The sequence below is a fragment of the Streptomyces sp. NPDC003697 genome, from assembly GCF_053587115.1.
On record NZ_JBSFNN010000015.1, the window covers coordinates 18,689 to 42,046 of the forward strand.

The window sequence follows — 23,358 nt, forward strand, 5'->3', positions numbered from 1 at the left end:
CCGGGCGGGGTGGGGCCACGGGGGCGGGGGCGGACGCCGGGGCCGCCCGCGCCGTCCCCGCGCCGCCGCCCCCGAAGCCGGGCGCGGCGCGACGCGGCGCCGGCGCCCGGAGGTGGTGCGCTGCGCCGGCGAGCGATCCCCGCGGCGCGCGGATGCCCGCGGCGCGCGGTCAGGCGGCCACGCGGCCGCGGAACGCGCGCCGGTAGGCGTTCGGGGTCGTCCCCAGCACCCGCACGAACTGGTGGCGCAGCGCGGCCGCCGTGCCGAAGCCGGTGCGGGCCGCGATCGCGTCCATCGTCTCGTCCGTCGCCTCCAGCAGTTCCTGCGCCAGCAGCACGCGCTGGCGCAGGAGCCAGCGGTAGGGGGTCGTTCCCGTCTCCTGCTGGAAGCGGCGCGCGAACGTGCGCGGCGACATGTGGGCGTGGGCCGCCAGATGCTCGACGGTGACCTCCTGATCGAGGTGCTCCTCCATCCAGACGAGGACCTCGCCCACGGTGTCGCACCGGGACTTCGGCAGCGGCCGCTCGATGTACTGCGCCTGCCCGCCGTCGCGGTGCGGCGGGACCACCATGCGCCGGGCGATCTTGTTGGCGACCTCGGGCCCCTCCTCCTTGCGCACGATGTGCAGGCAGGCGTCGATACCGGCCGCGGTACCGGCGGAGGTGATCACGGGGTCGTCGTCGACGTACAGCACGTCCGGCTCGACGACCGCCCGCGGGAAGCGCCGGGAGAGCTCCTGCGCGTGCAGCCAGTGGACCGTGCAGCGCCGCCCGTCCAGCAGCCCGGCCGCACCCAGCACGAAGACGCCCGAGCAGACACTCAGCACCCGGGCGCCCCGCGCCACGGCCCGGCGCAGCGCGTCGAGCAGTTCGGGCGGATAGCTGCGGGAGGTGTAGGCGTCGCCGGCCGGGACGGCGATCAGGTCGGCCTCCTCCAGCCGCTCCGGACCGTGTGGCGTCGACAGGGTGAACCCGCATTGGCTGGCCAGGGTGGGGCCCTCGGCCGAGACGACGGCGAAGTCGTACACCGGCAGTCCCTCGTCGCTGCGGTCGTTGCCGAAGACCTCGCAGACCACGCCGAGTTCGAAGGGCTGCACGCCGTCGAGGAGGACGGCGGCCACGTTCTTCAACATGCCGTCAGTCTGCCGCATGACTGGCAGGAATTCGAGGGGGTGCGGCAGTCCTGCCACTCACGGTAAGGAGCACTCGGCGCGACAGTGGTGTCCATGGATACGAACCAGCTGCAAGGACTCATCGGAATGACCGCCGTCGTCGGGCTCCTGGCGCTCATGATCGCCCCCTCCGTGACCGGCATCGTCCACGACCGGCGCATCGGCCGGCAGATCAGGGAGGCCGAGAAGGACGGGACCCGGCCGGCCTCGCGGGCCGGGACGGCGAAGGGGGAGGACGGGACCCGGGCGGCCCGCGAGGACGGGGACGCCCGGGAGACGGAAGGGAGTCAGAAGTCCTCGTCCAGGTCGACCGTGCCCTCCACCGCCACCTGGTACGCCGAGGGACGCCGCTCGAAGAAGTTGGTCAGTTCCTGAACGCCCTGGAGCTCCATGAAGGAGAAGGGGTTCTCGGAGCCGTACACCGGAGCGAGGCCGAGGCGCGTCAGGCGCTGGTCGGCGACACACTCCAGGTACTGCCGCATCGAGTCGGTGTTCATGCCCGGGAGGCCGTCACCGCACAGGTCGCGCGCGAACTGCAGCTCGGCCTCGACGGCCTCCCTCAGCATGTCGGTGACCTGCTGCCGCAGCTCGTCGTCGAAGAGCTCCGGCTCCTCCTTGCGGACGGTGTCCACCACGTCGAAGGCGAACGACATGTGCATGGTCTCGTCCCGGAACACCCAGTTGGTGCCGGTCGCCAGCCCGTGCAGCAGGCCCCGGCTGCGGAACCAGTAGACGTACGCGAAGGCACCGTAGAAGAACAGGCCCTCGATGCAGGCGGCGAAGCAGATCAGGTTGAGCAGGAAACGGCGACGGTCCGTCGCCGTTTCCAGCCGGTCGATCCTCTCCACCGAGTCCATCCACCGGAAGCAGAACCCGGCCTTCTCGCGGATGGAGGGGATGTTCTCCACCGCCGCGAAGGCCGCCGCGCGGTCCTGCGGGTCGGGCAGGTAGGTGTCCAGCAGGGTCAGGTAGAACTGGACGTGGACGGCCTCCTCGAAGAGCTGGCGGCTCAGGTACAGCCGCGCCTCGGGGGAGTTGATGTGCTTGTAGAGCGTCAGCACCAGGTTGTTCGCGACGATCGAGTCACCCGTCGCGAAGAAGGCCACCAGGCGGCCGATGAGGTGCTGTTCGCCCGGCGTGAGCTTCGCGAGGTCGGCGACGTCCGAGTGGAGGTCGACCTCCTCCACGGTCCAGGTGTTCTTGACGGCGTCCCGGTAGCGCTCGTAGAAGTCGGGGTAGCGCATGGGGCGCAGGGTCAGCTCGAAACCGGGGTCGAGCAGGTTCTGGGACGTCATGACAGTCGGCGCGGGGCGCCGTCCTCCAAACGGGGTGGGTGCCGGGTGGCTGCGGGTGGTCACTGGCAGGCGTCGCAGGACTCGGGGTTCTCCAGCGAGCAGGCGACCGCGTCGGGGCCGGCGACCTGCTGCGCGGGGACGGGAGCCTGGCTGCGCGCCTGCGCCCCGGCGGCGCGGGCGATCCTGGTCGCCGGGCGGGAGCGCAGGTAGTACGTGGTCTTCAGACCCTGCTTCCACGCGTAGGCGTACATCGAGGAGAGCTTGCCGATGGTCGGCGTCTCCATGAACAGGTTCAGCGACTGGGCCTGGTCCAGGAACGGCGTGCGCGCCGCGGCCATGTCGATCAGGCCGCGCTGCGGGATCTCCCACGCCGTGCGGTACAGCCGGCGGACGTCCTCGGGGATCCAGCCGAAGTCCCGCACCGAGCCGTTCGCCTCGCGCAGCGCCTCCCGGGTGCGGGCGTCCCACACGCCGAGGTCCTTCAGGTCCTGCACCAGGTAGGAGTTGACCTGGAGGAACTCCCCGGAGAGGGTTTCGCGCTTGAAGAGGTTGGAGACCTGCGGCTCGACGCACTCGTAGGCACCGGCGATCGACGCGATGGTCGCGGTCGGCGCGATGGCGAGCAGCAGCGCGTTGCGCATCCCGACGGCCGCGATCCGCTCCCGCAGCGCCGCCCAGCGCTCCGGCCAGGTGAACTCCACGCCGTAGTGGTCGGGGTGGAGGACGCCGCGGGCGGCACGGGTGCGCGCCCAGGCCGGCAGCGGGCCGTTGCGCTCGGCGAGGTCGGCGGACGCCTCGTAGGCGGCGAGCATGACGCGCTCGGCGATACGGGTGGACAGCGCCCGCGCCTCGGGGGAGTCGAACGGCAGACGCAGTTTGAAGAAGACGTCCTGCAGCCCCATGGCGCCCAGGCCCACCGGACGCCACCGGGCGTTGGACCGGGCCGCCTGCGCGGTCGGGTAGAAGTTGATGTCGACGACCCGGTCCAGGAAGGTCACGGCGGTCCGGACGGTCTCGTCCAGCCGCTCCCAGTCGAGGTCGCCTGCCTCCGTGTCGACGAACGCGCCGAGGTTCACCGACCCCAGGTTGCACACCGCCGTCTCCCCGTCGTCGGTGACCTCCAGGATCTCCGTGCAGAGGTTGGAGGAGTGGATGACGTGCCCCGGCTCGGCCGTCTGGTTGGCGGTGCGGTTGGCGGCGTCCTTGAAGGTCATCCAGCCGTTGCCGGTCTGCGCCAGGGTGCGCATCATGCGGCCGTACAGGTCACGGGCCGGCAGGGTCCTCCTGGCCAGCCCGGCGGCCTCGGCCGCACGGTAGGCGGTGTCGAACTCCTCGCCCCACAGGTCCACCAGGTCCGGGACGTCCGACGGCGAGAACAGCGACCACTGCCCGTCGGCGGCGACCCGGCGCATGAACTCGTCGGGGATCCAGTGCGCCAGGTTGAGGTTGTGCGTGCGCCGGGCGTCCTCGCCGGTGTTGTCGCGCAGTTCCAGGAACTCCTCGATGTCGGAGTGCCAGGTCTCGAGGTAGACCGCGGCGGCCCCCTTGCGCCGGCCGCCCTGGTTCACGGCGGCGACCGAGGCGTCCAGCGTCTTCAGGAACGGCACGATGCCGTTGGAGTGGCCGTTGGTGCCGCGGATCAGCGAACCCCGGGCGCGCACGCGGGAGTAGGAGATGCCGATGCCGCCGGCGTGCTTGGACAGGCGCGCGACCTGGTGGTAGCGCTCGTAGATCGAGTCCAGCTCGTCCACGGGGGAGTCCAGCAGGTAGCACGACGACATCTGCGGGTGCCGTGTGCCGGAGTTGAACAGCGTGGGGGAGGAGGGCAGGTAGTCCAGGCGGCTCATCAGCCCGTGGAGCGCGGCCACTTCGTCGACCGACCGCGGGGTGTCGTCCTCGGCGAGACCGGCGGCGACGCGCAGCATGAAGTGCTGGGGTGTCTCGATCACCTTGCGGGTGATCGGGTGCCGCAGCAGATAGCGGCTGTGCAGGGTGCGCAGGCCGAAGTAGCCGAAGCGGTCGTCGGCGGCCGGGTCGGCCAGGGCGTCGAGGCGTTCGCCGTGCAGGCGCACGAACGCGGCGGTCCGGTCGGCGATCAGCCCCTCCCGGTGGCCGACGGCGACGGAGTCGGTGAAGGACGTGACCTGCTGGGAGGCGGCCTCGGCGCGGATGCCCACGGCCAGCAGACGGGCGGCCAACTTCGAGTAGGCGGGGTCCTCGGAGATCAGGCCGGCGGCGGCCTCCGTCGCCAGCTCGCGCAGCTCCACGGTGAGCTCGGGGGCCGTGCGCGCGGACCGGCCGCGCAGCGCGGCGGCCGCGACCCGGCCGGGGTCGGCGTCGGGCAGGTCGGCGGTCAGCTCCGTCAGGGTCCGCAGCAGCGCGGCACCGGGGCCGTCGGTCTCGGTGTCGGACGGTGTCGCTGCGGCCGGACCGGCTGGTGCGATGGTCACGTGGGGCACATCCTCGCTCGGCACGGGGCCTCGCCGAGGGCAGGGGGCAGCACACGAACGCACGCGGGCGTCGCGTCCACCGGCCCATCCCACGAGGCCCGGACGTCAGGGCACCCGGACCGGACGGCCGGGCGCACTGTCGGCAGGTCCTCGGACTGACGCTCGTACGGGCCCGCATGGATGAGGACATGGGTGGGCACGCGCGAGTACACCGTTGCGGGACAGTTCCGGATTCGCACCGGATTCCCCTGCGGCGACAGCGAGCATGAGCATACATCTGGTGCCGGGCGAGGAAGACGCCCCCATATGTTGTGTCGCGGTTGCCCGCCGTGCCTGCGGTGACCGCAACCGCCCAGGGATGTGCCGGAGCGTCAGCGCGTGGGTGGACGGTGGGGTGCCCTCGGCGTCCCGCACCGGCTGCCACGGTCGCCGGGTCCGGGCCTCCCGGGATGCCCGGGCCCCGGCTCGCACGATGCCCGGGCCGAGGCTGCCGCGAGGCCCGCAGCCCGGTTCTGCCGGACGGATACGGCAACGGGCCGCCGGATCTCTCCGGCGGCCCGAGGCGCCCGGGCGGCTCAGGAGGCCGCCCGCTCCATGCCGTGGCGGGTCAGTGCGCGGCTCCGGCCGTGGCCGGCGGCAGCTCCACCTCCACGCCCGGGTCTCCCGCGTCCGCCGTGTAGTCCTCCGGCCGGGTCTGGTCGACACCCTCCGGAGCCTTCACCGCCTTCAGCGCGAAGGTCAGCACGACCGTGACGAGGACGTTGAGCACGAAGGCCGTGAGACCGATGTAGCCGATCTCCCCGATCCCCGGGATCTCCTCCGCCGAGCCGCCGAAGTGCTTCTGCGTCGGAGAGGCCACGCCGTAGGCGGCGATCGTGCCGTAGACCATGCCGACCGCCCAGCCCGCGAGCAGCGCCCAGCGGTGGAACCAGCGGGTGAACAGGCCGCCGACCAGCGCCGGGAAGGTCTGCAGGATCCAGATGCCGCCGAGCAGCTGGAAGTTGATGGCCACCGTCTTGTCCATGGTCAGGACGAAGACCAGGGCGCCCACCTTCACCAGCAGCGACACGATCTTGGAGACCCGCGTCTCCTCCTTCGGCGTGGCGTCCGGCTTGATGAAGTCCTTGTAGATGTTGCGGGTGAACAGGTTCGCGGCCGCGATCGACATGATGGCCGCCGGCACCAGCGCGCCGATGCCGATCGCCGCGAAGGCCACGCCCGCGAACCAGTCCGGGAACATGTTCTCGAACAGCTGCGGGATGGCCAGCTGCCCGTTCTGCACCTTGATGCCGGCCGCGATCGCCATGAAGCCCAGCAGCCCCAGCAGACCGAGCATCAGCGAGTACAGCGGCAGGATGGTGGTATTGCGGCGGATCACCTCACGGCTGCGCGAGGACAGCGTCGCGGTGATCGAGTGCGGGTACATGAACAGCGCCAGCGCGGACCCCAGGGCCAGTGTGGCGTACGTCCACTGGCCGGCCTCGGCGGGGGCCAGGGCGCCCCGCGGCTTGCCCGTGGCCGGGTTGGTCTGCGCGAAGGCGTCGCCCGCCTTGGCGAAGATGTCGTCGAACCCGCCCAGCTTGATCGGGATGTAGATGATCGCGACCGCGATCACGATGTAGATCAGCGTGTCCTTCACGAACGCGATCAGCGCGGGCGCGCGCAGACCCGACGAGTACGTGTACGCCGCCAGCACGCCGAAGGCGAGCAGCAGGGGCAGGTCCTTGACGAACCAGTTGGTGTTCTCGCCGCCGCCGACGCCCATCACGTCCAGGACGGCCTGGATGCCGACGAGCTGGAGCGCGATGTAGGGCATCGTCGCCAGGATGCCGGTGACCGCCACGGCCAGCGACAGCCCCTTGGAGTCGAACCGGCCGCGGACGAAGTCCGAGGTCGTCACGTAGCCGTGGCGGTGGGACACCGACCACAGGCGCGGCAGGAAGGTGAAGATCAGCGGGTAGACCAGGATCGTGTAGGGCACCGCGAAGAAGCCCGACGCGCCCGCCGCGTAGATCGCCGCCGGCACGGCCACGAAGGTGTAGGCGGTGTACAGGTCGCCGCCGAGCAGGAACCACGTGACCCAGGTGCCGAACGACCGGCCGCCGAGGCCCCACTCGTCGAGGCTGTGCTCGTTGTCGGCCCGGCGCCAGCGGGCCGCCAGGAAGCCCATGACGGTGACGGCCAGGAAGAAGAGGATGAAGACGCCGAGCGCGACGCCGTTGACGCCGTCCTTCATTCCGCCGCACCGCCCTTCCGGGAGCCCTGGGAGCGCTGGTCACGCCGCCACAGCTGGTAGGCGACCATGGTCAGCGACGTGGAGATCAGCACCCAGAGCATCTGGTACCAGTAGAAGAACGGGATGCCGATGAAGGCCGGGTCCACCTTGGCGTAGGAACCCACCCACAGCATCGCCACGAAGGGCGCGAGCAGGCAGAGGGCGATGACGACGCGCATGGGCGTCACCACCGCCGCTCCGGTTTTTCTTGGGGCATCTGACATCTGGCGGCTCCGTCCCCTTGCTGATCACCTGTGCAGTGCGCAGGCAATCTAGGTGACGGTCTCCCGCGAACGGAACCCCTCGTCCGTGTATCGGTTTCCAACGGCAACAATGCCCTGCCGCGGCACTAAGGGCTGTCCCGCGGTCCCCGGCGGGCGCACGACGACAGCTACACCTCGCCGCGTTGTCGGATCGCCCGAATACGCCCAGTATGAGGACGACCCTCCGCCGTGCGATGCACCGCATCCGACGCCGCACGCTGATCCACCGCGGCTCCCGGGACAGCCCTCAGTCGGCGGGCCGCTTCAGTCGCGCGACGAACTTGTAGCGGTCCCCCCGGTAGACCGAACGCACCCACTCGACCGGCCGGCCCTCCCAGTCCAGCGAGTGCCGCGACAGCATCAGCATGGGCAGGCCCACGTCGGTGCCGAGCAGGCCGGCCTCCCGGGGGGTGGCCAGGGAGGTCTCGATGGTCTCCTCGGCCTCGGCGGGGCGGACGTCGTAGACCTCGGCGAGGGCGGTGTACAGGGAGGTGTACTTCACCAGGCTGCGCCTGAGGGCCGGGAAGCGCTTGGCCGACAGGTGCGTCGTCTCTATGGCCATCGGCTCGCCGTTGGCCATGCGCAGCCGCTCGATGCGCAGCACGCGCCCGCCGGCGGTGATGTCGAGCAGGCCGGCGAGCCGGTCGTCGGCGGTGATGTAGCCGATGTCCAGGAGCTGGGACGTCGGCTCCAGGCCCTGGGCGCGCATGTCCTCCGTGTAGGAGGTCAGCTGCAGCGCCTGGGAGACCTTGGGCTTCGCGACGAAGGTGCCCTTGCCCTGGATGCGTTCGAGCCGGCCCTCCACGACGAGTTCCTGCAGGGCCTGGCGCACGGTGGTGCGGGAGGTGTCGAACTCGGCCGCCAGGGTGCGCTCGGGCGGGACCGGGGTGCCGGGGGGCAGCGTCTCCGTCATGTCGAGCAGGTGCTTCTTCAGACGGTAGTACTTGGGCACGCGCGCGGTACGGACGGTCGTCCCACCCTCGTTCTCCGCACTGCTGACGTCGGTGCTCATGCTCCGCCTTCCCGGCTCCGGTGCCGAAGCGGCCGACATCCCGTCGGCCCCGGCCCACATCGTGGCACGGCTTCGTGTGCCGGGCGGCCACCCGCACGCTCCGTGACCTCCTCTGTATACCGTCGTGCCCCATGATGGTCTAGTCCACAGGGCGGCCTCGGGCAATGGTATGCGCGCTGTGCGGCGGGTGGTGCGGTCCACAAGGGCGGCCGGAGCGGGGGGCGGGCGCTTCCGCCGCCGGGGAACGAAGCCGTCCGTTTAGTCGCGTCGGCAATGAAAGGTCCCTGCATATCGCGGTCCCGTAACGGACCGCCGGAGCGTCCCGGCGCACCCTTGACAGCCCTATTGGTCTGGGCCAAGCTCCCCGTACTGGTCTACACCATTGGTCCAGGTCCCGGCCCCACGGGCGGTATGCACGGGCAGGTCCAGCTCACCGCGGGGAGGCAGGGGGTTTGTGGCATCCCTGAGGAGGGTGGCGTGAAGCGCAAGCTGGCTGCCGCGATCGGTATCGCGGGCATGATGGTCTCCATCGCGGCGTGCGGAAGCGATGACGGCGAGAGGTCGGACAAGGGCGGCGCGGACGCCAAGGAGCTCACCGTCTGGCTCACGGTGGACGCGCAGAACAACTGGCCCGAGCTGGTGAAGGCCGCCGACGCCGCGGTGCGGGAGAAGCACCCCGGCGTCAGGATCAAGCACGAGTACTACGGCTGGCCGGACAAGAACACCAAGCTGGACGCCGTCCTCGCCACCGACAAGGCCCCCGACGTGGTCGAGATGGGCAACACCGAGATGCTCGGCTACATGGTCAAGGGCGCCTTCGCCCCCGTCGACCCGGCCGCCTTCGACGACTCCGGCGCCTGGCTGGACGGCCTCAAGGCCTCGGTGACGTACGAGGGCAAGACCTACGGCGTGCCGTACTACGCGGGCGGCCGCGTCGCCAACTGGCGCAAGGACGTCTTCGCCTCGGTGGGCGTGAAGAGCGCCCCGAGGACGTACCCGGAGCTGACCGCCGCCCTGGACAAGGTGCAGAAGAAGGAGGGCGCCGGGTTCAGTGCCTGGTACCAGCCCAGCCGGGACTGGTACGCGGCCATGTCCTTCGTCTACGACGCCGGGGGGTCCATCGCCGAGGAGGAGGGCGGCCGGTGGAAGGGCAACCTGTCCTCGCCCCGGTCCCTCAAGGGCCTGAACGAGTACCGGAGGGTGCTCGACTCGTACATGCACGGCGACAAGACCAAGGACGAGTCCGACCGCTACATCGTCTACGGCCAGGGCAAGTCCGGCATGATCTTCGCCGCCGCCTGGGAGGGCGGGACCGCCGAGGATCCCAAGAACGACAAGACCGGCAAGCTCAAGGGGAACCTCGAGAACTTCGTGATGCCCGGCCCGTCCGGCAAGAACATGCCGGTCTTCCTCGGCGGTTCGGACCTCGCCGTCCCCGTGAAGTCCAAGGCGCAGGCCCTCGCCGCGGAGTGGATCAACGCCCTCACCGGCTCCGCCGGCCAGAAGGGCCTGATGGCCAAGGGCAATCTGCCCAACAACAGGACCGACCTCGCGACGCTGAAGAACGACCCGAAGACGGCCGTCCCGGCCACCGCGGCCGAGTCGAACTGGTTCGTCCCGATGGCCCCCGGCTGGGGCCAGGTCGAGAAGGCCCAGGTGCTGCAGACCATGCTGCAGGACATCGGCACCGGCAAGAAGTCGGTCGAGGCCGCCGCCAAGGAGGCGGACGCCGCGATCGACAAGGTCATCAACACCAAGTGACCCGAGCGCAGGGCCCCGTCTCCTCCCGGCTCCTCCCGGCAAGCGGGGCCCTGCTCCCCGTACGACCGTGCGGGGCCTCGCCTTCGTACGACCTGAGGGACCGCTGAGGAGCGCGCGATGACTGCCGCAGACACGACCACCCCTGCCAAGGTGCCGCCGCCGCGGCAGGCGCCGCCACCCCCGGGCGCCGCCCGCGCGCCCCGCGGACGACGCGCCTCGAACGGGGCCGCGGTCCCCTGGCTGCTCCTCGCGCCCTGTCTGCTGATCCTCGCCCTGGTCATGGGCTATCCGCTGGTCCGGCTGGTCACGCTCTCCTTCCAGACGTTCGGGCAGTCGCAGCTGTGGGGCTTCCAGCCGGCCGAGTCCGCCGGCTTCGCCAACTTCGCCGAGGTGCTCGGCGACAGCCGGTTCTGGGCCGTGGTGCTGCGCACCGTCGTCTTCGCGGCCGGCGCCGTCCTCCTCACGATGGTCGCCGGCATGGCGCTGGCCCTGCTGCTGCAGCGGGTCTCCGGCTGGCTGAAGGTGCTCATCAACATCGTGCTGGTGGCCGGCTGGGGCATGCCGGTCATCGTCGCGACCACCGTCTTCAAGTGGCTCTTCGACTCCGACTACGGCGTCCTCAACGCGCTGCTCAGCAAGCTGCCCGGAGTGCGGATGATCGGGCACAACTGGTTCGCCAGCGGACCCGAGGGGCTGGCCGTGATCATGCTGCTGGTGGTGTGGGGCGCCGTGCCCTTCGTCGTCATCACGCTGAGCGCCGGCCTGACCCAGGTGCCCAGGGAGCTGGAGGAGGCCGCGCGGCTGGACGGCGCCGGCTCGTGGGGGGTGTTCCGCCACGTCACCCTGCCGATCCTCGAGCCGATCATCGTGATGCTCACGACCCTGTCGGTGATCTGGGACATGGGCGTCTTCCCGCAGGTGTTCGTGATGCGCAACGGCCATCCCGAGGCGGAGTTCCAGGTCCTCAACACCTACTCCTACGACCGCGCGTTCGTGGTCAACGACTACGCGCAGGGCTCGGCGATCGCCCTGCTCACGGTGGTGCTGCTGCTCGGCGTGGTCGCCGTCTACATGCGCCAGATGCTGAAGATCGGGGACGTGGAATGACGAGTGCGACCGGAATGACGAGTGCGACCGGCGTGAGCACCACGGCCGGCAGGACCGGCGCGCCCGGCGCGACCGGCGGGAGCACCGCCCCGGGACCCGGCCGCCGGCGCACGTCCCGGCTCGGCTGGAACCTCCTCGGCCTCCTCGTCTTCGTCACCGCGGGCTTCCCCCTGTACTGGATGCTCAACACGGCGTTCAAGCCCGCCAAGGACGCCATCGATCCGGACCCGAGCCTGCTGCCCACCGGCGTCACGTTCGCCAACTTCCGCCGGGCGCTGGACATCGCGGACTTCTGGGGACCGGTCGGGCGCAGCCTGGCCGTCTCGCTGGCGGTGGTCGTCATCGGCATGGCCGTCGGCCTGCTGGCGGCCCTGGCGATCTCCCGCTTCGCCTTCCGCGGCCGCAAGCTGGTGATCGTCGGCATCCTGGCGGTGCAGATGGTGCCGCTGGTCGCCATGATCATCCCGGTCTTCCTGCTGCTCAACGACCTGGGGCAGTACGACAGGCTGACCGGCATCATCATCACCTACCTGACCTTCATCCTCCCCTTCACGGTGTGGACGCTGCGCGGCTTCATCGTCAACATCCCGCGCGAGCTGGAGGAGGCCGCCATGGTCGACGGCTGTTCCCGGACGGGCGCCTTCCTCCGGGTGGTCTTCCCGCTGCTGGCCCCCGGGATGGTCGCCACCTCGGTGTACGGCTTCATCCAGGCGTGGAACGAGTACCTGTACGCCCTGATGCTGCTGAGCCAGGACCATCAGACCGCGACCGTGTGGCTCGGCAACTTCACCACCAAGCACGGCACCGAGTACGCCCCGATGATGGCCGGCGCCACCATGATGGCCGTGCCGATCGTCGTCCTCTTCCTCCTCGTCCAGCGCAAGATGGCCGCGGGCCTGACCGCGGGCGCCGTGAAGGGATAACGCCACCCGATGACGACATTCGCCAGCGGCACCGACACACTCACCCGCGACGCGCTGACCGTCCTCCAGCCCGGCTTCCCCGGCACCACGGCCCCCGACTGGCTGCTACGCCGGCTCGGCGAGGGCCTGGCCTCGGTCGGCCTGTTCGGCCGCAACATCGCCTCGCCGGACCAACTCGCGGCGCTCACCGCCCGGTTGCGGGCGGAACGCGACGACGTCCTGGTCGCCATCGACGAGGAGGGCGGAGACGTCACCCGGCTGGAGGTGCGCACCGGATCCTCCTTTCCCGGCAACCACGCCCTGGGCGCGGTGGACGACGTCGAGCTGACCCGGCAGGTCGCCCGCGAACTCGGCCGCCGCCTCGCGGACTGCGGGGTCAACCTCGACTGGGCGCCCTCGGCCGACGTCAACTCCAATCCGGCCAACCCCGTCATCGGTGTCCGCTCCTTCGGCGCCGACACCGGCCTCGTCGCCCGGCACACCGCGGCCTACGTCGCCGGCCTGCAGTCCGCGGGCGTCGCCGCCTGTACCAAGCACTTCCCCGGGCACGGCGACACGGCCGTCGACTCGCACCATGCGCTGCCGCGCATCGACGTGGACGCCTCCGTGCTCCAGGCGCGCGAACTGGCCCCGTTCCGGGCGGCCATCGCCGCGGGCACCAAGGCCGTGATGAGCGCGCACATCCTGGTACCGGCGCTGGACCCGGACCGCCCCGCCACCCTGTCGCACGGGGTGCTGACGGACCTGCTGCGCGGACGGCTGGGCTACGACGGCCTGATCGTCACCGATGGCATGGAGATGCGGGCCATCGCCGGCACTTACGGCATCGAGCGGGGCAGCGTCCTCGCCATCGCCGCCGGCGCCGACGCGATCTGCGTGGGCGGCGGCCTCGCCGACGACGAGACGGTACGGCGTCTGCGGGACGCCCTGGTCGCCGCGGTCCGTGCCGGCGACCTGCCCGAGGAACGCCTGGCGGACGCGGCGCAACGGGTCCGCGCGCTCGCCCGCTGGACGGCCGCGGCCGACGGCACGGCCGGCGGCGGCACTGCGGACGGACAGGTGGGCGAGGTCGGCCTGCTGGCGGCCCGGCGCGCTCTGAAGGTCACCGGCGCGGCGGCCTTCACCCCGCTCACCGCCCCGCCCTACGTCGCCGCGCTCACCCCCGTCGCCAACGTCGCGGTCGGCGACGAGACGCCGTGGGGCGTGGCGGCGGAGCTGGCCAGGCTGCTGCCCGGCACCCGGACGGGCAGCTTCGCCGGGGAGGACGCGGGACCCGCGGCGCTCGCGGCGGCCGACGGGCGCCGCGTGGTGGCCGTGGTCCGCGACGAGCACCGGCACCCCTGGATGGCGGCCGCCCTCGACACCCTGCTGGCGGCCCGCCCCGACACGATCGTCGTCGAGATGGGCGTCCCGCAGGCGGCCCCGCGCGGCGCCCTCCACATCGCCACCCACGGCGCGGCCCGGGTCTGCGGCCGCGCGGCGGCCGAGGTGATCGCGGGCGGGTGAGTGACCGGACACACAGTGAAGGCGCCGGCCGCCCTCCGTGGGACGGCCGGCGCCTTCACTCCTCCGGCGGGTGAGCGGGCCGGGGCGGCCGGAAGTCGCTAGATGCCCTGCCACCGGGGCTTGTGGGCGTAGGTGTGACGGAAGTAGTCGGCGAGCTTCAGCTTGGCGGCGGCGGCCTCGTCGGCCACGACCGTGGCGTGCGGGTGGAGCTGCAGTGCCGAGGCCGGGCAGACGGCCGCGACCGGTCCCTCGACGGTCGCGGCGACCGCGTCGGCCTTGCCCTCGCCGGTGGCCAGCAGCACCAGGTGCCGCGCCTCCAGGATCGTCCCGATGCCCTGGGTGATGACGTGGTGCGGCACCTGGTCGACGTCGCCCTCGAAGAAGCGCGCGTTGTCGGTCCGGGTCCGCTCGGTCAGCGTCTTGATCCGCGTCCGCGAGGCGAGCGAGGAGCAGGGCTCGTTGAACCCGATGTGCCCGTCCGTGCCGATCCCCAGCAGCTGCAGGTCCACCCCGCCCGCCTCGGCCAGCGCCCTGTCGTACGCCTCGCACGCGGCCTGCACGTCCTCGGCGGTGCCGTCGGGCCCCAGGAACGCCTCCGTCCCGATCCCGAGCGGCTTCAGCACCTCCCGGCGCAGCACGGAGCGGTAGGACTCCGGGTGGTCGGCGGGCAGCCCCACGTACTCGTCGAGCTGGGCGATCCGCGCGTACGACGTGTCCACGGCACCGGAGCGCACCCTGGCCGCCAGGGCCTCGTAGACGGGCAGCGGAGTGGAACCCGTGGCCACGCCCAGCAGGGCGTCGGGCTTCTTCCGCAGCAGCCGCGCCATGGCCTCGGCGATGAGCTCGCCGCCCGCTGCGGCGTCCGGAACGATGACAACTTCCACGCTGGGCCTGCCTATCCGAGGAGAGCCGAGAGGGGACCGGACCCCGCTGACGACGGGGCGTACGTCGGTGTGTGGTTTAGACCAATCTAGCAGAGCGGCCCCTCGCGGGGCCCTCCTCACGGCCCTGCCGCCGCGGCCGGAAGCGGACGCGTTCCGTACGCCGGCGAACCTCCCGTCGCGTCCACGCGGCTCGGTGTCCCAGGGTGCGGTCAGGGCGGCGCGGCGGACCAGGGGGCGGCCGGGGCGGCGCGGGGCCGAGGCCGTCCCGGCGCGCAGGCCGCCCGCCGGCACCGGGGCCGGCGCGCTCACGCCCGCACGGGCGCGCGGATCCAGGGGCGCACGACGGCGTGAGCCGGGGAAAACCGGGGCGTTCGCGGAAATCGCCCTGGCCATCTGGCCCCACGGGCGACCCGGGCGGGCTAGGCTGCTGCCCGGTGGGATGCCGGCGCGCCCCACCGGTCACCGGGCCGGACCCGTCCGGGCGCGGTGGACCGACAAGAAGCGACAACGAACGCCCCCGCTCATGGACAGGCGCAACTGGTCTAGTCCAGAATTGAAGGGGTGACCCTGACAGCGGACGCGGGCGGCACGTCCCGCACATCAGGGGAACGCACCAGCCTCCGTCTTCCCCGCACAGGAAGGCGGACAGAGGAACCGGAGCTCTCTGCCCTGACTGCCCCGGCTCCTCGTCCTTCGGCCGACCGGGACCGCACACCCCACGGCCGTTGTTGCTCCGGGCTGCGGTGCCGGGAGGGTTGAGGGTCCCTCCCAGGCGCCGCGGCCCGCGGGTGTTCCACCCACCCCGCGGTTTCGAACCTCGGCCGAACGCCCGGGTACGCTCGCAGACGTGCCCTCCATGAACGAACTCGTACGCCAGCACACCGCCCTCGACGACTCCGACCTCGAGTGGCTCCATCTGCTGGTCTCGGAGTGGCAGCTGCTCTCCGACCTCTCGTTCGCCGATCTGGTCCTGTGGGTCCCCACCCTTGACGGCACGCGCTACGTCTCCGTCGCCCAGATGCGGCCGAACACCGGCCCCACCTCCTACCAGGACGACATGGTCGGCCACCTCGTCCCGCGGGGCCGCCGTCCCATGCTGGACGCCGCCCTCGACGAGGGCCGGATCGTGCGGGAGGGCGACCCGGAGTGGCGCGAGGAGGTCCCCGTCCGCGTCGAGTCGATCCCGGTGCGGCGGGAGGGGCGCGTCCTCGGCGTCATCGCCCGGAACACCAACCTGCTGACGGTGCGCACCCCGAGCCGGCTGGAGCTGACCTACCTCCAGAGCGCCTCCGACCTGGCGCAGATGATCGCGGCCGGCGCCTTCCCGTTCCCGGACCAGCAGGTCGACATGGACGCCTCACCCCGGGTCGGCGACGGCCTGATCCGGCTCGACGCGGACGGCACCGTGCAGTACGCCTCGCCGAACGCGCTCTCCGCCTACCACCGCCTCGGCCTCGCCTCCGACCTCGTGGGGCACCACCTCGGCACCACCACCGCCGAACTCGCCCCGTCCCGGGCGCCGGTGGACGAGGCGCTGGTCAAGGTCGCCAGCGGCTGGGCGCCGCGCGAGTTCGAGATCGAGGCCAACGACGGGGTGATCCAGTTCCGGGCGATACCGCTCAAGCCCAAGGGCACCCGCATCGGCTCGCTGGTGCTGCTCCGGGACGTCACGGAACTGCGCCGCCGCGAGCGGGAGCTGATCACCAAGGACGCGACGATCCGGGAGATCCACCACCGGGTCAAGAACAACCTCCAGACGGTGGCGGCCCTGCTGCGGCTCCAGGCCCGGCGTATCGACTCGGAGCGCGGCCGCGAGGCCCTGGAGGAGGCGGTGCGCAGGGTCGGGTCGATCGCGATCGTCCATGAGACGCTGTCTCAGAACCTGGACGAGCGGGTGGAGTTCGACGAGATCGCCGACCGGGTGCTCTCGATGGTCGCCGAGATCTCGCCGGGCAAGGTCACCGGCCGGCGCAGTGGCCGCTTCGGCATCCTCGACGCCGAGGTGGCGACCCCGCTGTCGATGGTGCTGACCGAGGTCCTGCAGAACGCCCTGGAACACGGCTTCCGCCAGGGCGAGACCGGCACCGTCGAGGTCTCCGCGGTCCGCGGCGGCACCACGCGCGAGGCGCGCCTGCTCGTCACCGTGCAGGACGACGGCGTCGGCCTCCCCGAGGGATTCGACCCGCACCGCTCCGGCAACCTCGGCCTGCAGATCGTGCGCACCCTGGTCGAGGGGGAACTGGGCGGCAGCTTCGACATGGTCGCCGCCCCGGAGCGCGGCACCCGCGTGATCCTCGACATCCCGGTGCAGACGCCCAAGTGACACGCGGACCCGGGCGACGCCACGGGCACCGCGGCCCCGGGGCCGCCCGGCCGGGCCCCCGACGGGCCGTTCCCGGCGGCCGGACATGGCAAAGGGCCCCGGACCGGTGACGGTCCGGGGCCCTTCGCTCGCTGTCGATGGGGGTACCCCCTGCTCTGAGAGCCCGGGGGAGCATCGGGGGTACTGCGCGCTGCGGCTCGGGGGCGGGAGATGCGTACTCGCTGTACGCGCCGCCAAGCTCAGGCTGTCGAGCGGGGTGGGTGTGTCAGGCGGAGGCCTGACGGGCCCGGTTGCGGGCGGCGCGGCGCTTCATGGCGCGGCGCTCGTCCTCGCTGAGACCACCCCAGACGCCGGAGTCCTGACCGGACTCGAGCGCCCACTGCAGGCACTGCTCGACAACCGGGCAGCGACGGCAGACGGCCTTGGCTTCCTCGATCTGCAGCAGGGCAGGACCGGTGTTGCCGATGGGGAAGAAGAGCTCGGGGTCTTCCTCGCGGCAAACGGCGTTGTGACGCCAGTCCATGGCTGCTACCTCTCCGTGGTATTACGTGCAAGTTGCTTGTGAATGTGAACGCTTTCACGAATCCCTCAACAAGTGAAGGGCCGACCGTCAGGTCTCCCTGACCGCGGTCCTGTGAAATGAAGAGGGGTTCCGGTGATCTTTGGGGGCCCACTGTGGTGGGCCGTCCCGATCGCCAGGAAGAGACTCGCAAACCTCGGCGGCGGATACAACCCCTTCCGAAAAGTTTTTTTTGATTCCTCGGTGTCGACTAGGTCACAGCCGTACTTCCATGGGGTGGATCCTGGCCTAAACGTTCGAGTGAAAGGACTTTGGCCTGTTCTGCTCACACAATCACACGCAGTGCACGCCGTACGCCTGTGAACGTCACGCTCGTCCGCAGCCCCAGGTGGTCACCGTCCATCTGGAGGGGCAGTGGCACCTTCGAATGCAAGGTGAACCCCGTCAAGTCGTGCAGGGAGACGGCGTGCCTGCCATGGGGCCCCCGCTGCGGGGACGAAGTGAGCAACTGGGTGCCATACCGGGCAACGGCGGCCGTGGACAGACGGCTGAGACCGAGTACGTCGAGTCCCTTGTCGAACGACGCCTCGGGAGACGTGTACATGGGGCGGTTGCCGAGGAACGTCCACGGCGAGGTGTTCGACACTATGGCCACCACCAGTTCGGTGACCGCGTCCCCGGTCTCCGGCTCCAGCGTTATCGTCCCCTGCCGGCGGTGCGGCTCGCCGAGGAACTGGCGGACCACCTGACGCACGTACAGGGCGTGCGTGGACCTCTTGCCGCGTTCCCGCTGCTGTTCGACCCGACCGACCACGCCCGCGTCGAAGCCCAGCCCCGCGTTGAACGTGAACCAGCGCGCCGGGACCGCCTCGTCCTCGCTGCCCGGCGTCCCCGAGGTCAGCCCCAGGCCGACGGTGCGCTCGCTGCCTTCGCGCAGGGCGTCCAGGAGCGCCCCGGTGGCCTCCACGGCGTCGTTCGGCAGACCCAGGGCGCGGGCGAAGACGTTGGTGGAACCGCCGGGGACCACGGCGAGGCGGGGGAGGCCCTCCGGATCGGGGCCGCGGTACAGCAGACCGTTCACGACCTCGTTGACCGTGCCGTCGCCGCCGAGTGCCACGACCAGATCGACGTCCTGGCTCAGCGCGGCCTGCCGGCCGAGGTCGCGGGCGTGACCCCGGTACTCGGTCGTCACCGCCTCCAGCTTCATCTCGCTGGCGAGCGCGTGGATGAGGACGTCGCGCGTACGTGCGCTTGTGGTGGTTGCTGCCGGATTGACCACGAGAAGTGCACGCATGGGGTGCAGCGTACCTACTGGGCGGTACTCGGCCCAGGGCAGGTAGGGATCCGGTAAGAGGAACGGACGTGAGCCTCCCCACGAGGGCCCAGGGTCTGCGGGCTACCCTTCAGGGGTGAGCAGCGAGCGGAACCCCACCCACGAGACCTCGGACGCCGACGCCGGGCCGCGTCCGCGGAGGCTGACCTGGGCTGCGGCGCTGTCCGCGCTGGAGGGGCTCGCGCTCGTCGTCGCCGGGGTCTGGATGCTCGTCCTCGGCCTCGGCGACTCCGGTGACCGGCAGCAGGCCGTCACCGGCGGCGTCACCCTGATCGTGCTGGCACTGCTGCCCCTGCTGGCCGCGCGGGGGCTGCTGCTGCGGCGGAGCTGGAGCCGGGGGCCCGCTGTGGTCACCCACCTCATGGCGCTCCCGGTGGCCTACAGCCTGCTCCAGGCCGACAGTGCGGCGATCCCGGCGGGCATCGTCCTGGCGGTCGTCGCGGTGGTGGGACTCGTCCTGCTGGCGAACCGGGCGACGGGCCAGGCCCTCGGTATCCGGGGACCGGGCCGCGCGGACGAACCCAAGCCGTAACGGCACCGGCCGCCCCCCGGACGCACCCGCGTCCGCGGACGGCAGCCGCGCCGGCACCGTCCGGCGGACGCCGGCCCGCCGAGTGCCTCCCGCCGGGCTCGGGCCCGCCGAGGGGGCGGGCCGTCGGGCCTTTCGGCGGCTACTCCTCCACCAGCAGCTTCTCCCGGAGCTGCGCCAGCGTGCGCGCCAGCAGCCGCGACACGTGCATCTGTGAGATCCCGACCTCCTGCGCGATCTGCGACTGGGTCATGTTCCCGAAGAAACGCAGCAGCAGGATGCGCTTCTCACGCGGCGGCAGGTCCTCCAGCAGCGGCTTCAGCGACTCGCGGTATTCCACGCCCTCCAGCGCCTCGTCCTCCGCGCCGAGGGTGTCCGCGACCGCCGGGGACTCGTCGTCCGTGTCGGGCACGTCCAGCGACAGGGTGGAGTAGGCGTTGGCGGACTCCAGGCCCTCCAGGACCTCCTCCTCGGAGATGGCGAGCTTCTCCGCGAGCTCGTGCACCGTGGGGGAGCGGCCGTGGAGCTGGGACAGCTCGGCCGTGGCCGTGGTGAGCGCGAGACGCAGCTCCTGCAGCCGGCGCGGCACGCGGACCGCCCAGCCCTTGTCCCGGAAGTGCCGCTTGATCTCGCCGACCACGGTCGGGGTCGCGTACGTCGAGAACTCCACGCCGCGCTCCGGGTCGAACCGGTCGACGGACTTGATCAGGCCGATGGTCGCGACCTGGGTCAGGTCGTCCAGCGGCTCCCCTCGGTTGCGGAAGCGGCGCGCGAGGTGCTCGACGAGCGGCAGATGCATGCGGACCAGCTGGTTGCGCAGCTCCGCATAGCGCGGATCGCCCTGGTTCAGCTGACGCAGTTCGACGAACAGGACGCGCGCGCCCGTGCGGTTCTGGGGATCGTGCGGTGCGCCGTGCGCGCCCGGCGTGCCCTGCGCGTCGTCCTCTGAGAATCGCTCGTGCTCGCTCATCGTCCCGCCCGTTGCCCTTCCCCGAGCCCTCGCCTCCTCCCCCGCACGAGCGGGGGGACCCCCGTGGCCAGGGGAGGCCCCGTCACGCGCCGGAGGTGCGTCCGGCGGGGCACCATCCTGCTCCCGCTGCCCGTCGCGCGCGAGGGGTGCCTCCGGCGGGTCGTCCTCCGGGTGCGGTCTGGCCTGCTCGGGGATGCCGTCGATGCCGCCCGCCGCGCGCCGAGATGCGGCCGACCCGCTCGGGCCGCCCTCCGCCCCGCTCCCGGCCTGGCCCGGACGGAACGACGTCCCGTCCCCGGCCGGCAGCCCCCGTGTGCCGCGCTCTTCGTCCCGCACCGGCCCGTCCCCGTTCCTCACGCCGGCCCGGGTCCGGCGCCGCGCTGTTTGTAGAGGCTGATCGACACGGTCTTGTCCTCGTCGACGGCGGAGGAGACCTTGCCCGCGAGGGCGGACAGCACGGTCCAGGCGAAGGTGTCCCGCGAGGGGGCGTGACCGTCCGTGGTCGGGGCCGAGACGGTGACCTCCAGCGAGTCGTCGACGAGCCGGAAGACGCAACTGAGCACCGAGCCGGGCACGGCCTGCTGCAGCAGGATCGCGCAGGCCTCGTCCACTGCGATGCGCAGGTCCTCGATCTCGTCCAGGGTGAAGTCCAAGCGGGCGGCGAGGCCGGCCGTGGCCGTACGCAGCACCGACAGGTAGGCACCCGCAGCCGGCAGCCGGACTTCCACGAAGTCCTGGGTCGCGGGCTCGCCTGCGTTCTGGGACACCCTCACCTCCAAGGGAGTACATGCTTGCTCGGGGCCGGGGAGTCGCCCCCCGGGCTCACGCGATACGTGGTTCTGCGGTGACGCTACCGCGCCCGTGACCCTACTGTCCCGGGACCCCGGCCCCTTGCTGTCACTCATAGTAAACCTGCGAACACGCTCCGTGGCTAGGGGGTTCGCAGGTCCAATCGGTAACAGCGTGCGCCGGGTTGACGTACCCAGGTGTCAGACGGTCGAACCGTCCGGCGTCCCGGTCACACGAGCACGTGGTCGACGAAGCACCAGCGCCAGTCCTCACCGGGCTCGAAGGTCCGCATCACCGGGTGCCCGGTGCCCTCGTGATGCCTGGTCGCGTGCCGCCCCACCGACGAGTCGCAGCAGCCGACGTGCCCGCAGGTCAGGCAGAGCCGCAGCTGCACCGGGTGCGTGCCGTCGGCCAGGCACTCCGGGCACGTCTCGCTCTTCGGCTCGGGCTCGGGGTGCGGCAGCGCGCCGGCGTGCGTGCACTGTTTCATGATTGCCAGGTTACGACGGCTGTACGGGTGGCCGCGCGCAGAAACAAAGGGCGGGTGGACGATGAACACGATGCCGCTGCTGTTGCTGGTGGCCGGCAGTGCGGCGGTGGCCGGAGCCGCCCGGCGGACCCCGGTGCCGGCACCGCTGTTGCTGGTCGCCGCCGGACTGGTGGCCTCCTACATCCCCGGGATGCCCGACTACGCGCTCGACCCCGAGGTCGTCCTGCCGCTGCTGCTTCCGCCGCTGCTGTACACGTCGGCCACCGAGAGCTCCTACCTCGACCTGCGGGCGCAACTGCGGCCCGTCGCACTGCTGTCGGTCGGGTACGTCCTCTTCGCGACGTTCGTGGTCGGCTGGGCCGCTTACCTGATCGTGCCGGGGCTGCCGCTGACGGCGGCCCTGGTGCTGGGCGCCGTGGTGGCACCGCCGGACGCGGTCGCGGCCACGGCGGTCGCGCGCCGGGTCGGGCTGCCGTCGCGGATCACCACCATCCTCCAGGGCGAGTCCCTGCTCAACGACGCCACCGCGATCACCGCCTACAAGGTGGCTCTCGCGGCCGCCGTGGGCGAGGGCGTGACCTGGGTCAGCGGGATCGGCGAGTTCCTCCTCGCGGCGTTCGGCGGCGTCGGCGTCGGGCTGCTGTTGATGGCGCCGCTGCACTGGCTGCGCACGCACCTGCGGGAGGCGCTGTTGCAGAACACGCTCTCCCTGCTGATCCCGTTCGTGGCGTACGGCGTGGCCGAGCAGCTGCACGCCTCCGGCGTCCTCGCGGTCGTCACGGTCGCCCTCTACCTCGGGCACCGGGCCTGGGAGGTCGACTTCGCCACCAGGCTCCAGGAGGAGGCGGTGTGGAAGATGGTGGCGTTCGTCCTGGAGTCGGCGGTGTTCGCGCTGATCGGGCTGCAGCTCCACGTGGTGACGGCAGGTCTCGGCCGCGACCAGGGCGCCGCCGCGGCCTGGTACGCGGTCGTCCTCTTCCTGGTCGTCGTCGTGAGCCGGCTCGTCTGGGTGTACTCGGCGGCGTTCCTGCCGCGGAAGCTGTCGCGGCGGATCCGGGAGCGCGAGGAGAACCCCACCTGGAAGGGGGCGCTGGTCATCGGCTGGGCCGGCATGCGGGGCGTGGTCTCCCTGGCCATCGCCTTCTCCATCCCCGAGACCGTGCACGGCGGGGAGCCCTTCCCGCAGCGCAACCTGCTGCTGTTCCTGACCTTCACCACGGTCATCGGGACGCTGGTGGTGCAGGGCCTCACACTGCCCCTGCTGATCCGGCTGCTGCGGGTCCCCGGCCGTGACCCGCAGACCGTGACCCTGGCCGAGGCCAATGCCCAGGCCCAGGCCTCGCGGGCCGCCGAGCGGCGCCTCGAGGAGCTGCTCGCCGACGAGCGCAACGTCCTGCCCGGGCCGCTGGCCGACCGGCTCCGCTCGACGCTGGAGCGCCGCCGCAACGCCGTGTGGGAGCGGCTCGGCCAGGTCAATCCGGTCACCGGGGAGAGCGTCGACGACACCTACCGCAGACTGTCGCGGGAGGTGATCAGCGTCGAGCGGACGGTGTTCGTACGGCTGCGGGACGGCCGCTACATCGACGACGAGATGCTGCGGACGCTGCTGCGCAGACTGGACCTGGAGGAGGCGGCGGCCTACCGCGAGGCGGCCGTTTAGGAGAGCTGTCGTCCGGCGGAGCGGGTCGGAGGAGACCGGCGGCACCTCGCAGCCCGCGTCTCCGGCATGGTCCGCCGGACGGCTCCTGAGCTCGTCG

Annotated in this window: 20 protein-coding genes and 1 riboswitch; of the genes, 8 read left to right on the top strand and 12 right to left on the bottom strand. The window is 71.6% G+C overall.

The features are described from left to right. Window positions 1–169: 169 nt before the first annotated feature. Window positions 170–1,132, bottom strand: coding sequence for a GlxA family transcriptional regulator (locus ACWDNY_RS08750; protein WP_451645014.1), 963 nt, complete (start codon window positions 1,130–1,132; stop codon window positions 170–172). 93 nt (window positions 1,133–1,225) lie between these two features. On the opposite strand from ACWDNY_RS08750, the gene ACWDNY_RS08755 reads away from it, so the two are divergent. Then, entirely contained in the window at window positions 1,226–1,546 is a 321-nt protein-coding gene (locus tag ACWDNY_RS08755; RefSeq protein ID WP_451645015.1) for a hypothetical protein, read from the top strand. Here the strand turns inward: ACWDNY_RS08755 and ACWDNY_RS08760 are convergent. From ACWDNY_RS08760 to ACWDNY_RS08780, 5 genes are all read right to left on the bottom strand, one after another. Then, entirely contained in the window at window positions 1,459–2,466 is a 1,008-nt protein-coding gene (locus ACWDNY_RS08760) for a ribonucleotide-diphosphate reductase subunit beta (RefSeq protein ID WP_451645016.1), read from the bottom strand. The genes ACWDNY_RS08755 and ACWDNY_RS08760 overlap by 88 nt on opposite strands. 59 nt (window positions 2,467–2,525) lie before the next feature. Beyond that, window positions 2,526–4,916, bottom strand: a complete 2,391-nt coding sequence (locus tag ACWDNY_RS08765) for a ribonucleoside-diphosphate reductase subunit alpha (RefSeq protein WP_451645017.1) — start codon at window positions 4,914–4,916, stop codon at window positions 2,526–2,528. Window positions 4,917–5,040: 124 nt separating this feature from the next. Further along, window positions 5,041–5,189: riboswitch (cobalamin riboswitch) on the bottom strand. Between the two features lie 334 nt (window positions 5,190–5,523). Continuing rightward, window positions 5,524–7,152: a monocarboxylate uptake permease MctP gene (gene mctP, locus ACWDNY_RS08770; RefSeq protein ID WP_451645018.1), complete on the bottom strand. Its 1,629-nt coding sequence runs from the start codon at window positions 7,150–7,152 to the stop codon at window positions 5,524–5,526. Next, complete coding sequence (locus ACWDNY_RS08775) at window positions 7,149–7,415, bottom strand: DUF3311 domain-containing protein (RefSeq protein ID WP_451645019.1); 267 nt, start codon at window positions 7,413–7,415, stop codon at window positions 7,149–7,151. Before ACWDNY_RS08775 ends, mctP begins: the two co-directional genes overlap by 4 nt. A gap of 286 nt (window positions 7,416–7,701) precedes the next feature. Then, the gene (locus ACWDNY_RS08780; RefSeq protein WP_451645020.1) at window positions 7,702–8,466 is read right to left on the bottom strand and encodes a GntR family transcriptional regulator; all 765 of its coding nucleotides are present in this window, start codon (window positions 8,464–8,466) and stop codon (window positions 7,702–7,704) included. 477 nt (window positions 8,467–8,943) lie between these two features. Here ACWDNY_RS08780 and ACWDNY_RS08785 point away from each other — a divergent pair, with 477 nt between their 5' ends. The 4 genes from ACWDNY_RS08785 to ACWDNY_RS08800 all read left to right on the top strand — a co-directional run bounded on the left by ACWDNY_RS08785 (window position 8,944) and on the right by ACWDNY_RS08800 (window position 13,763). Beyond that, a complete protein-coding gene (locus ACWDNY_RS08785; RefSeq protein WP_451645021.1) occupies window positions 8,944–10,227 on the top strand; it encodes an extracellular solute-binding protein in 1,284 nt (427 codons plus the stop codon). Window positions 10,228–10,344: 117 nt separating this feature from the next. Next, the gene (locus ACWDNY_RS08790) at window positions 10,345–11,334 is read left to right on the top strand and encodes a carbohydrate ABC transporter permease (protein ID WP_451645022.1); all 990 of its coding nucleotides are present in this window, start codon (window positions 10,345–10,347) and stop codon (window positions 11,332–11,334) included. Window positions 11,335–11,366: 32 nt separating this feature from the next. Next, window positions 11,367–12,257, top strand: a complete 891-nt coding sequence (locus tag ACWDNY_RS08795; protein WP_451645023.1) for a carbohydrate ABC transporter permease — start codon at window positions 11,367–11,369, stop codon at window positions 12,255–12,257. A gap of 9 nt (window positions 12,258–12,266) precedes the next feature. Further along, window positions 12,267–13,763 (top strand): glycoside hydrolase family 3 protein, encoded by a 1,497-nt coding sequence (locus ACWDNY_RS08800; protein WP_451645024.1) that lies wholly within the window; start codon window positions 12,267–12,269, stop codon window positions 13,761–13,763. 98 nt (window positions 13,764–13,861) lie between these two features. On the opposite strand, the gene nagB is transcribed toward ACWDNY_RS08800, so the two are convergent. Then, window positions 13,862–14,647, bottom strand: a complete 786-nt coding sequence (nagB, locus tag ACWDNY_RS08805) for a glucosamine-6-phosphate deaminase (protein ID WP_451645025.1) — start codon at window positions 14,645–14,647, stop codon at window positions 13,862–13,864. Window positions 14,648–15,503: 856 nt separating this feature from the next. On the opposite strand from nagB, the gene ACWDNY_RS08810 reads away from it, so the two are divergent. Further along, window positions 15,504–16,970 (top strand): sensor histidine kinase, encoded by a 1,467-nt coding sequence (locus ACWDNY_RS08810; RefSeq protein WP_451645090.1) that lies wholly within the window; start codon window positions 15,504–15,506, stop codon window positions 16,968–16,970. Between the two features lie 265 nt (window positions 16,971–17,235). On the opposite strand, the gene ACWDNY_RS08815 is transcribed toward ACWDNY_RS08810, so the two are convergent. Then, window positions 17,236–17,493: a WhiB family transcriptional regulator gene (locus ACWDNY_RS08815; RefSeq protein ID WP_040248489.1), complete on the bottom strand. Its 258-nt coding sequence runs from the start codon at window positions 17,491–17,493 to the stop codon at window positions 17,236–17,238. A 322-nt stretch (window positions 17,494–17,815) separates the two neighbouring features. Further along, window positions 17,816–18,784, bottom strand: coding sequence for a diacylglycerol/lipid kinase family protein (locus tag ACWDNY_RS08820; protein ID WP_451645026.1), 969 nt, complete (start codon window positions 18,782–18,784; stop codon window positions 17,816–17,818). Between the two features lie 115 nt (window positions 18,785–18,899). Here ACWDNY_RS08820 and ACWDNY_RS08825 point away from each other — a divergent pair, with 115 nt between their 5' ends. After that, window positions 18,900–19,355, top strand: a complete 456-nt coding sequence (locus ACWDNY_RS08825) for a hypothetical protein (RefSeq protein ID WP_451645027.1) — start codon at window positions 18,900–18,902, stop codon at window positions 19,353–19,355. Between the two features lie 139 nt (window positions 19,356–19,494). On the opposite strand, the gene ACWDNY_RS08830 is transcribed toward ACWDNY_RS08825, so the two are convergent. From ACWDNY_RS08830 to ACWDNY_RS08840, 3 genes are all read right to left on the bottom strand, one after another. Next, on the bottom strand, window positions 19,495–20,658 hold the full coding sequence (locus ACWDNY_RS08830) for a SigB/SigF/SigG family RNA polymerase sigma factor (protein ID WP_451645028.1): 1,164 nt from the start codon (window positions 20,656–20,658) through the stop codon (window positions 19,495–19,497). A gap of 17 nt (window positions 20,659–20,675) precedes the next feature. Then, entirely contained in the window at window positions 20,676–21,089 is a 414-nt protein-coding gene (locus ACWDNY_RS08835) for an ATP-binding protein (RefSeq protein ID WP_381164772.1), read from the bottom strand. A gap of 251 nt (window positions 21,090–21,340) precedes the next feature. Further along, entirely contained in the window at window positions 21,341–21,601 is a 261-nt protein-coding gene (locus ACWDNY_RS08840; protein WP_451645029.1) for a UBP-type zinc finger domain-containing protein, read from the bottom strand. Between the two features lie 61 nt (window positions 21,602–21,662). Between ACWDNY_RS08840 and ACWDNY_RS08845 the strand changes: the two genes are divergently transcribed. Beyond that, window positions 21,663–23,261, top strand: coding sequence for a Na+/H+ antiporter (locus ACWDNY_RS08845; RefSeq protein ID WP_451645030.1), 1,599 nt, complete (start codon window positions 21,663–21,665; stop codon window positions 23,259–23,261). Window positions 23,262–23,358: the final 97 nt, after the last annotated feature.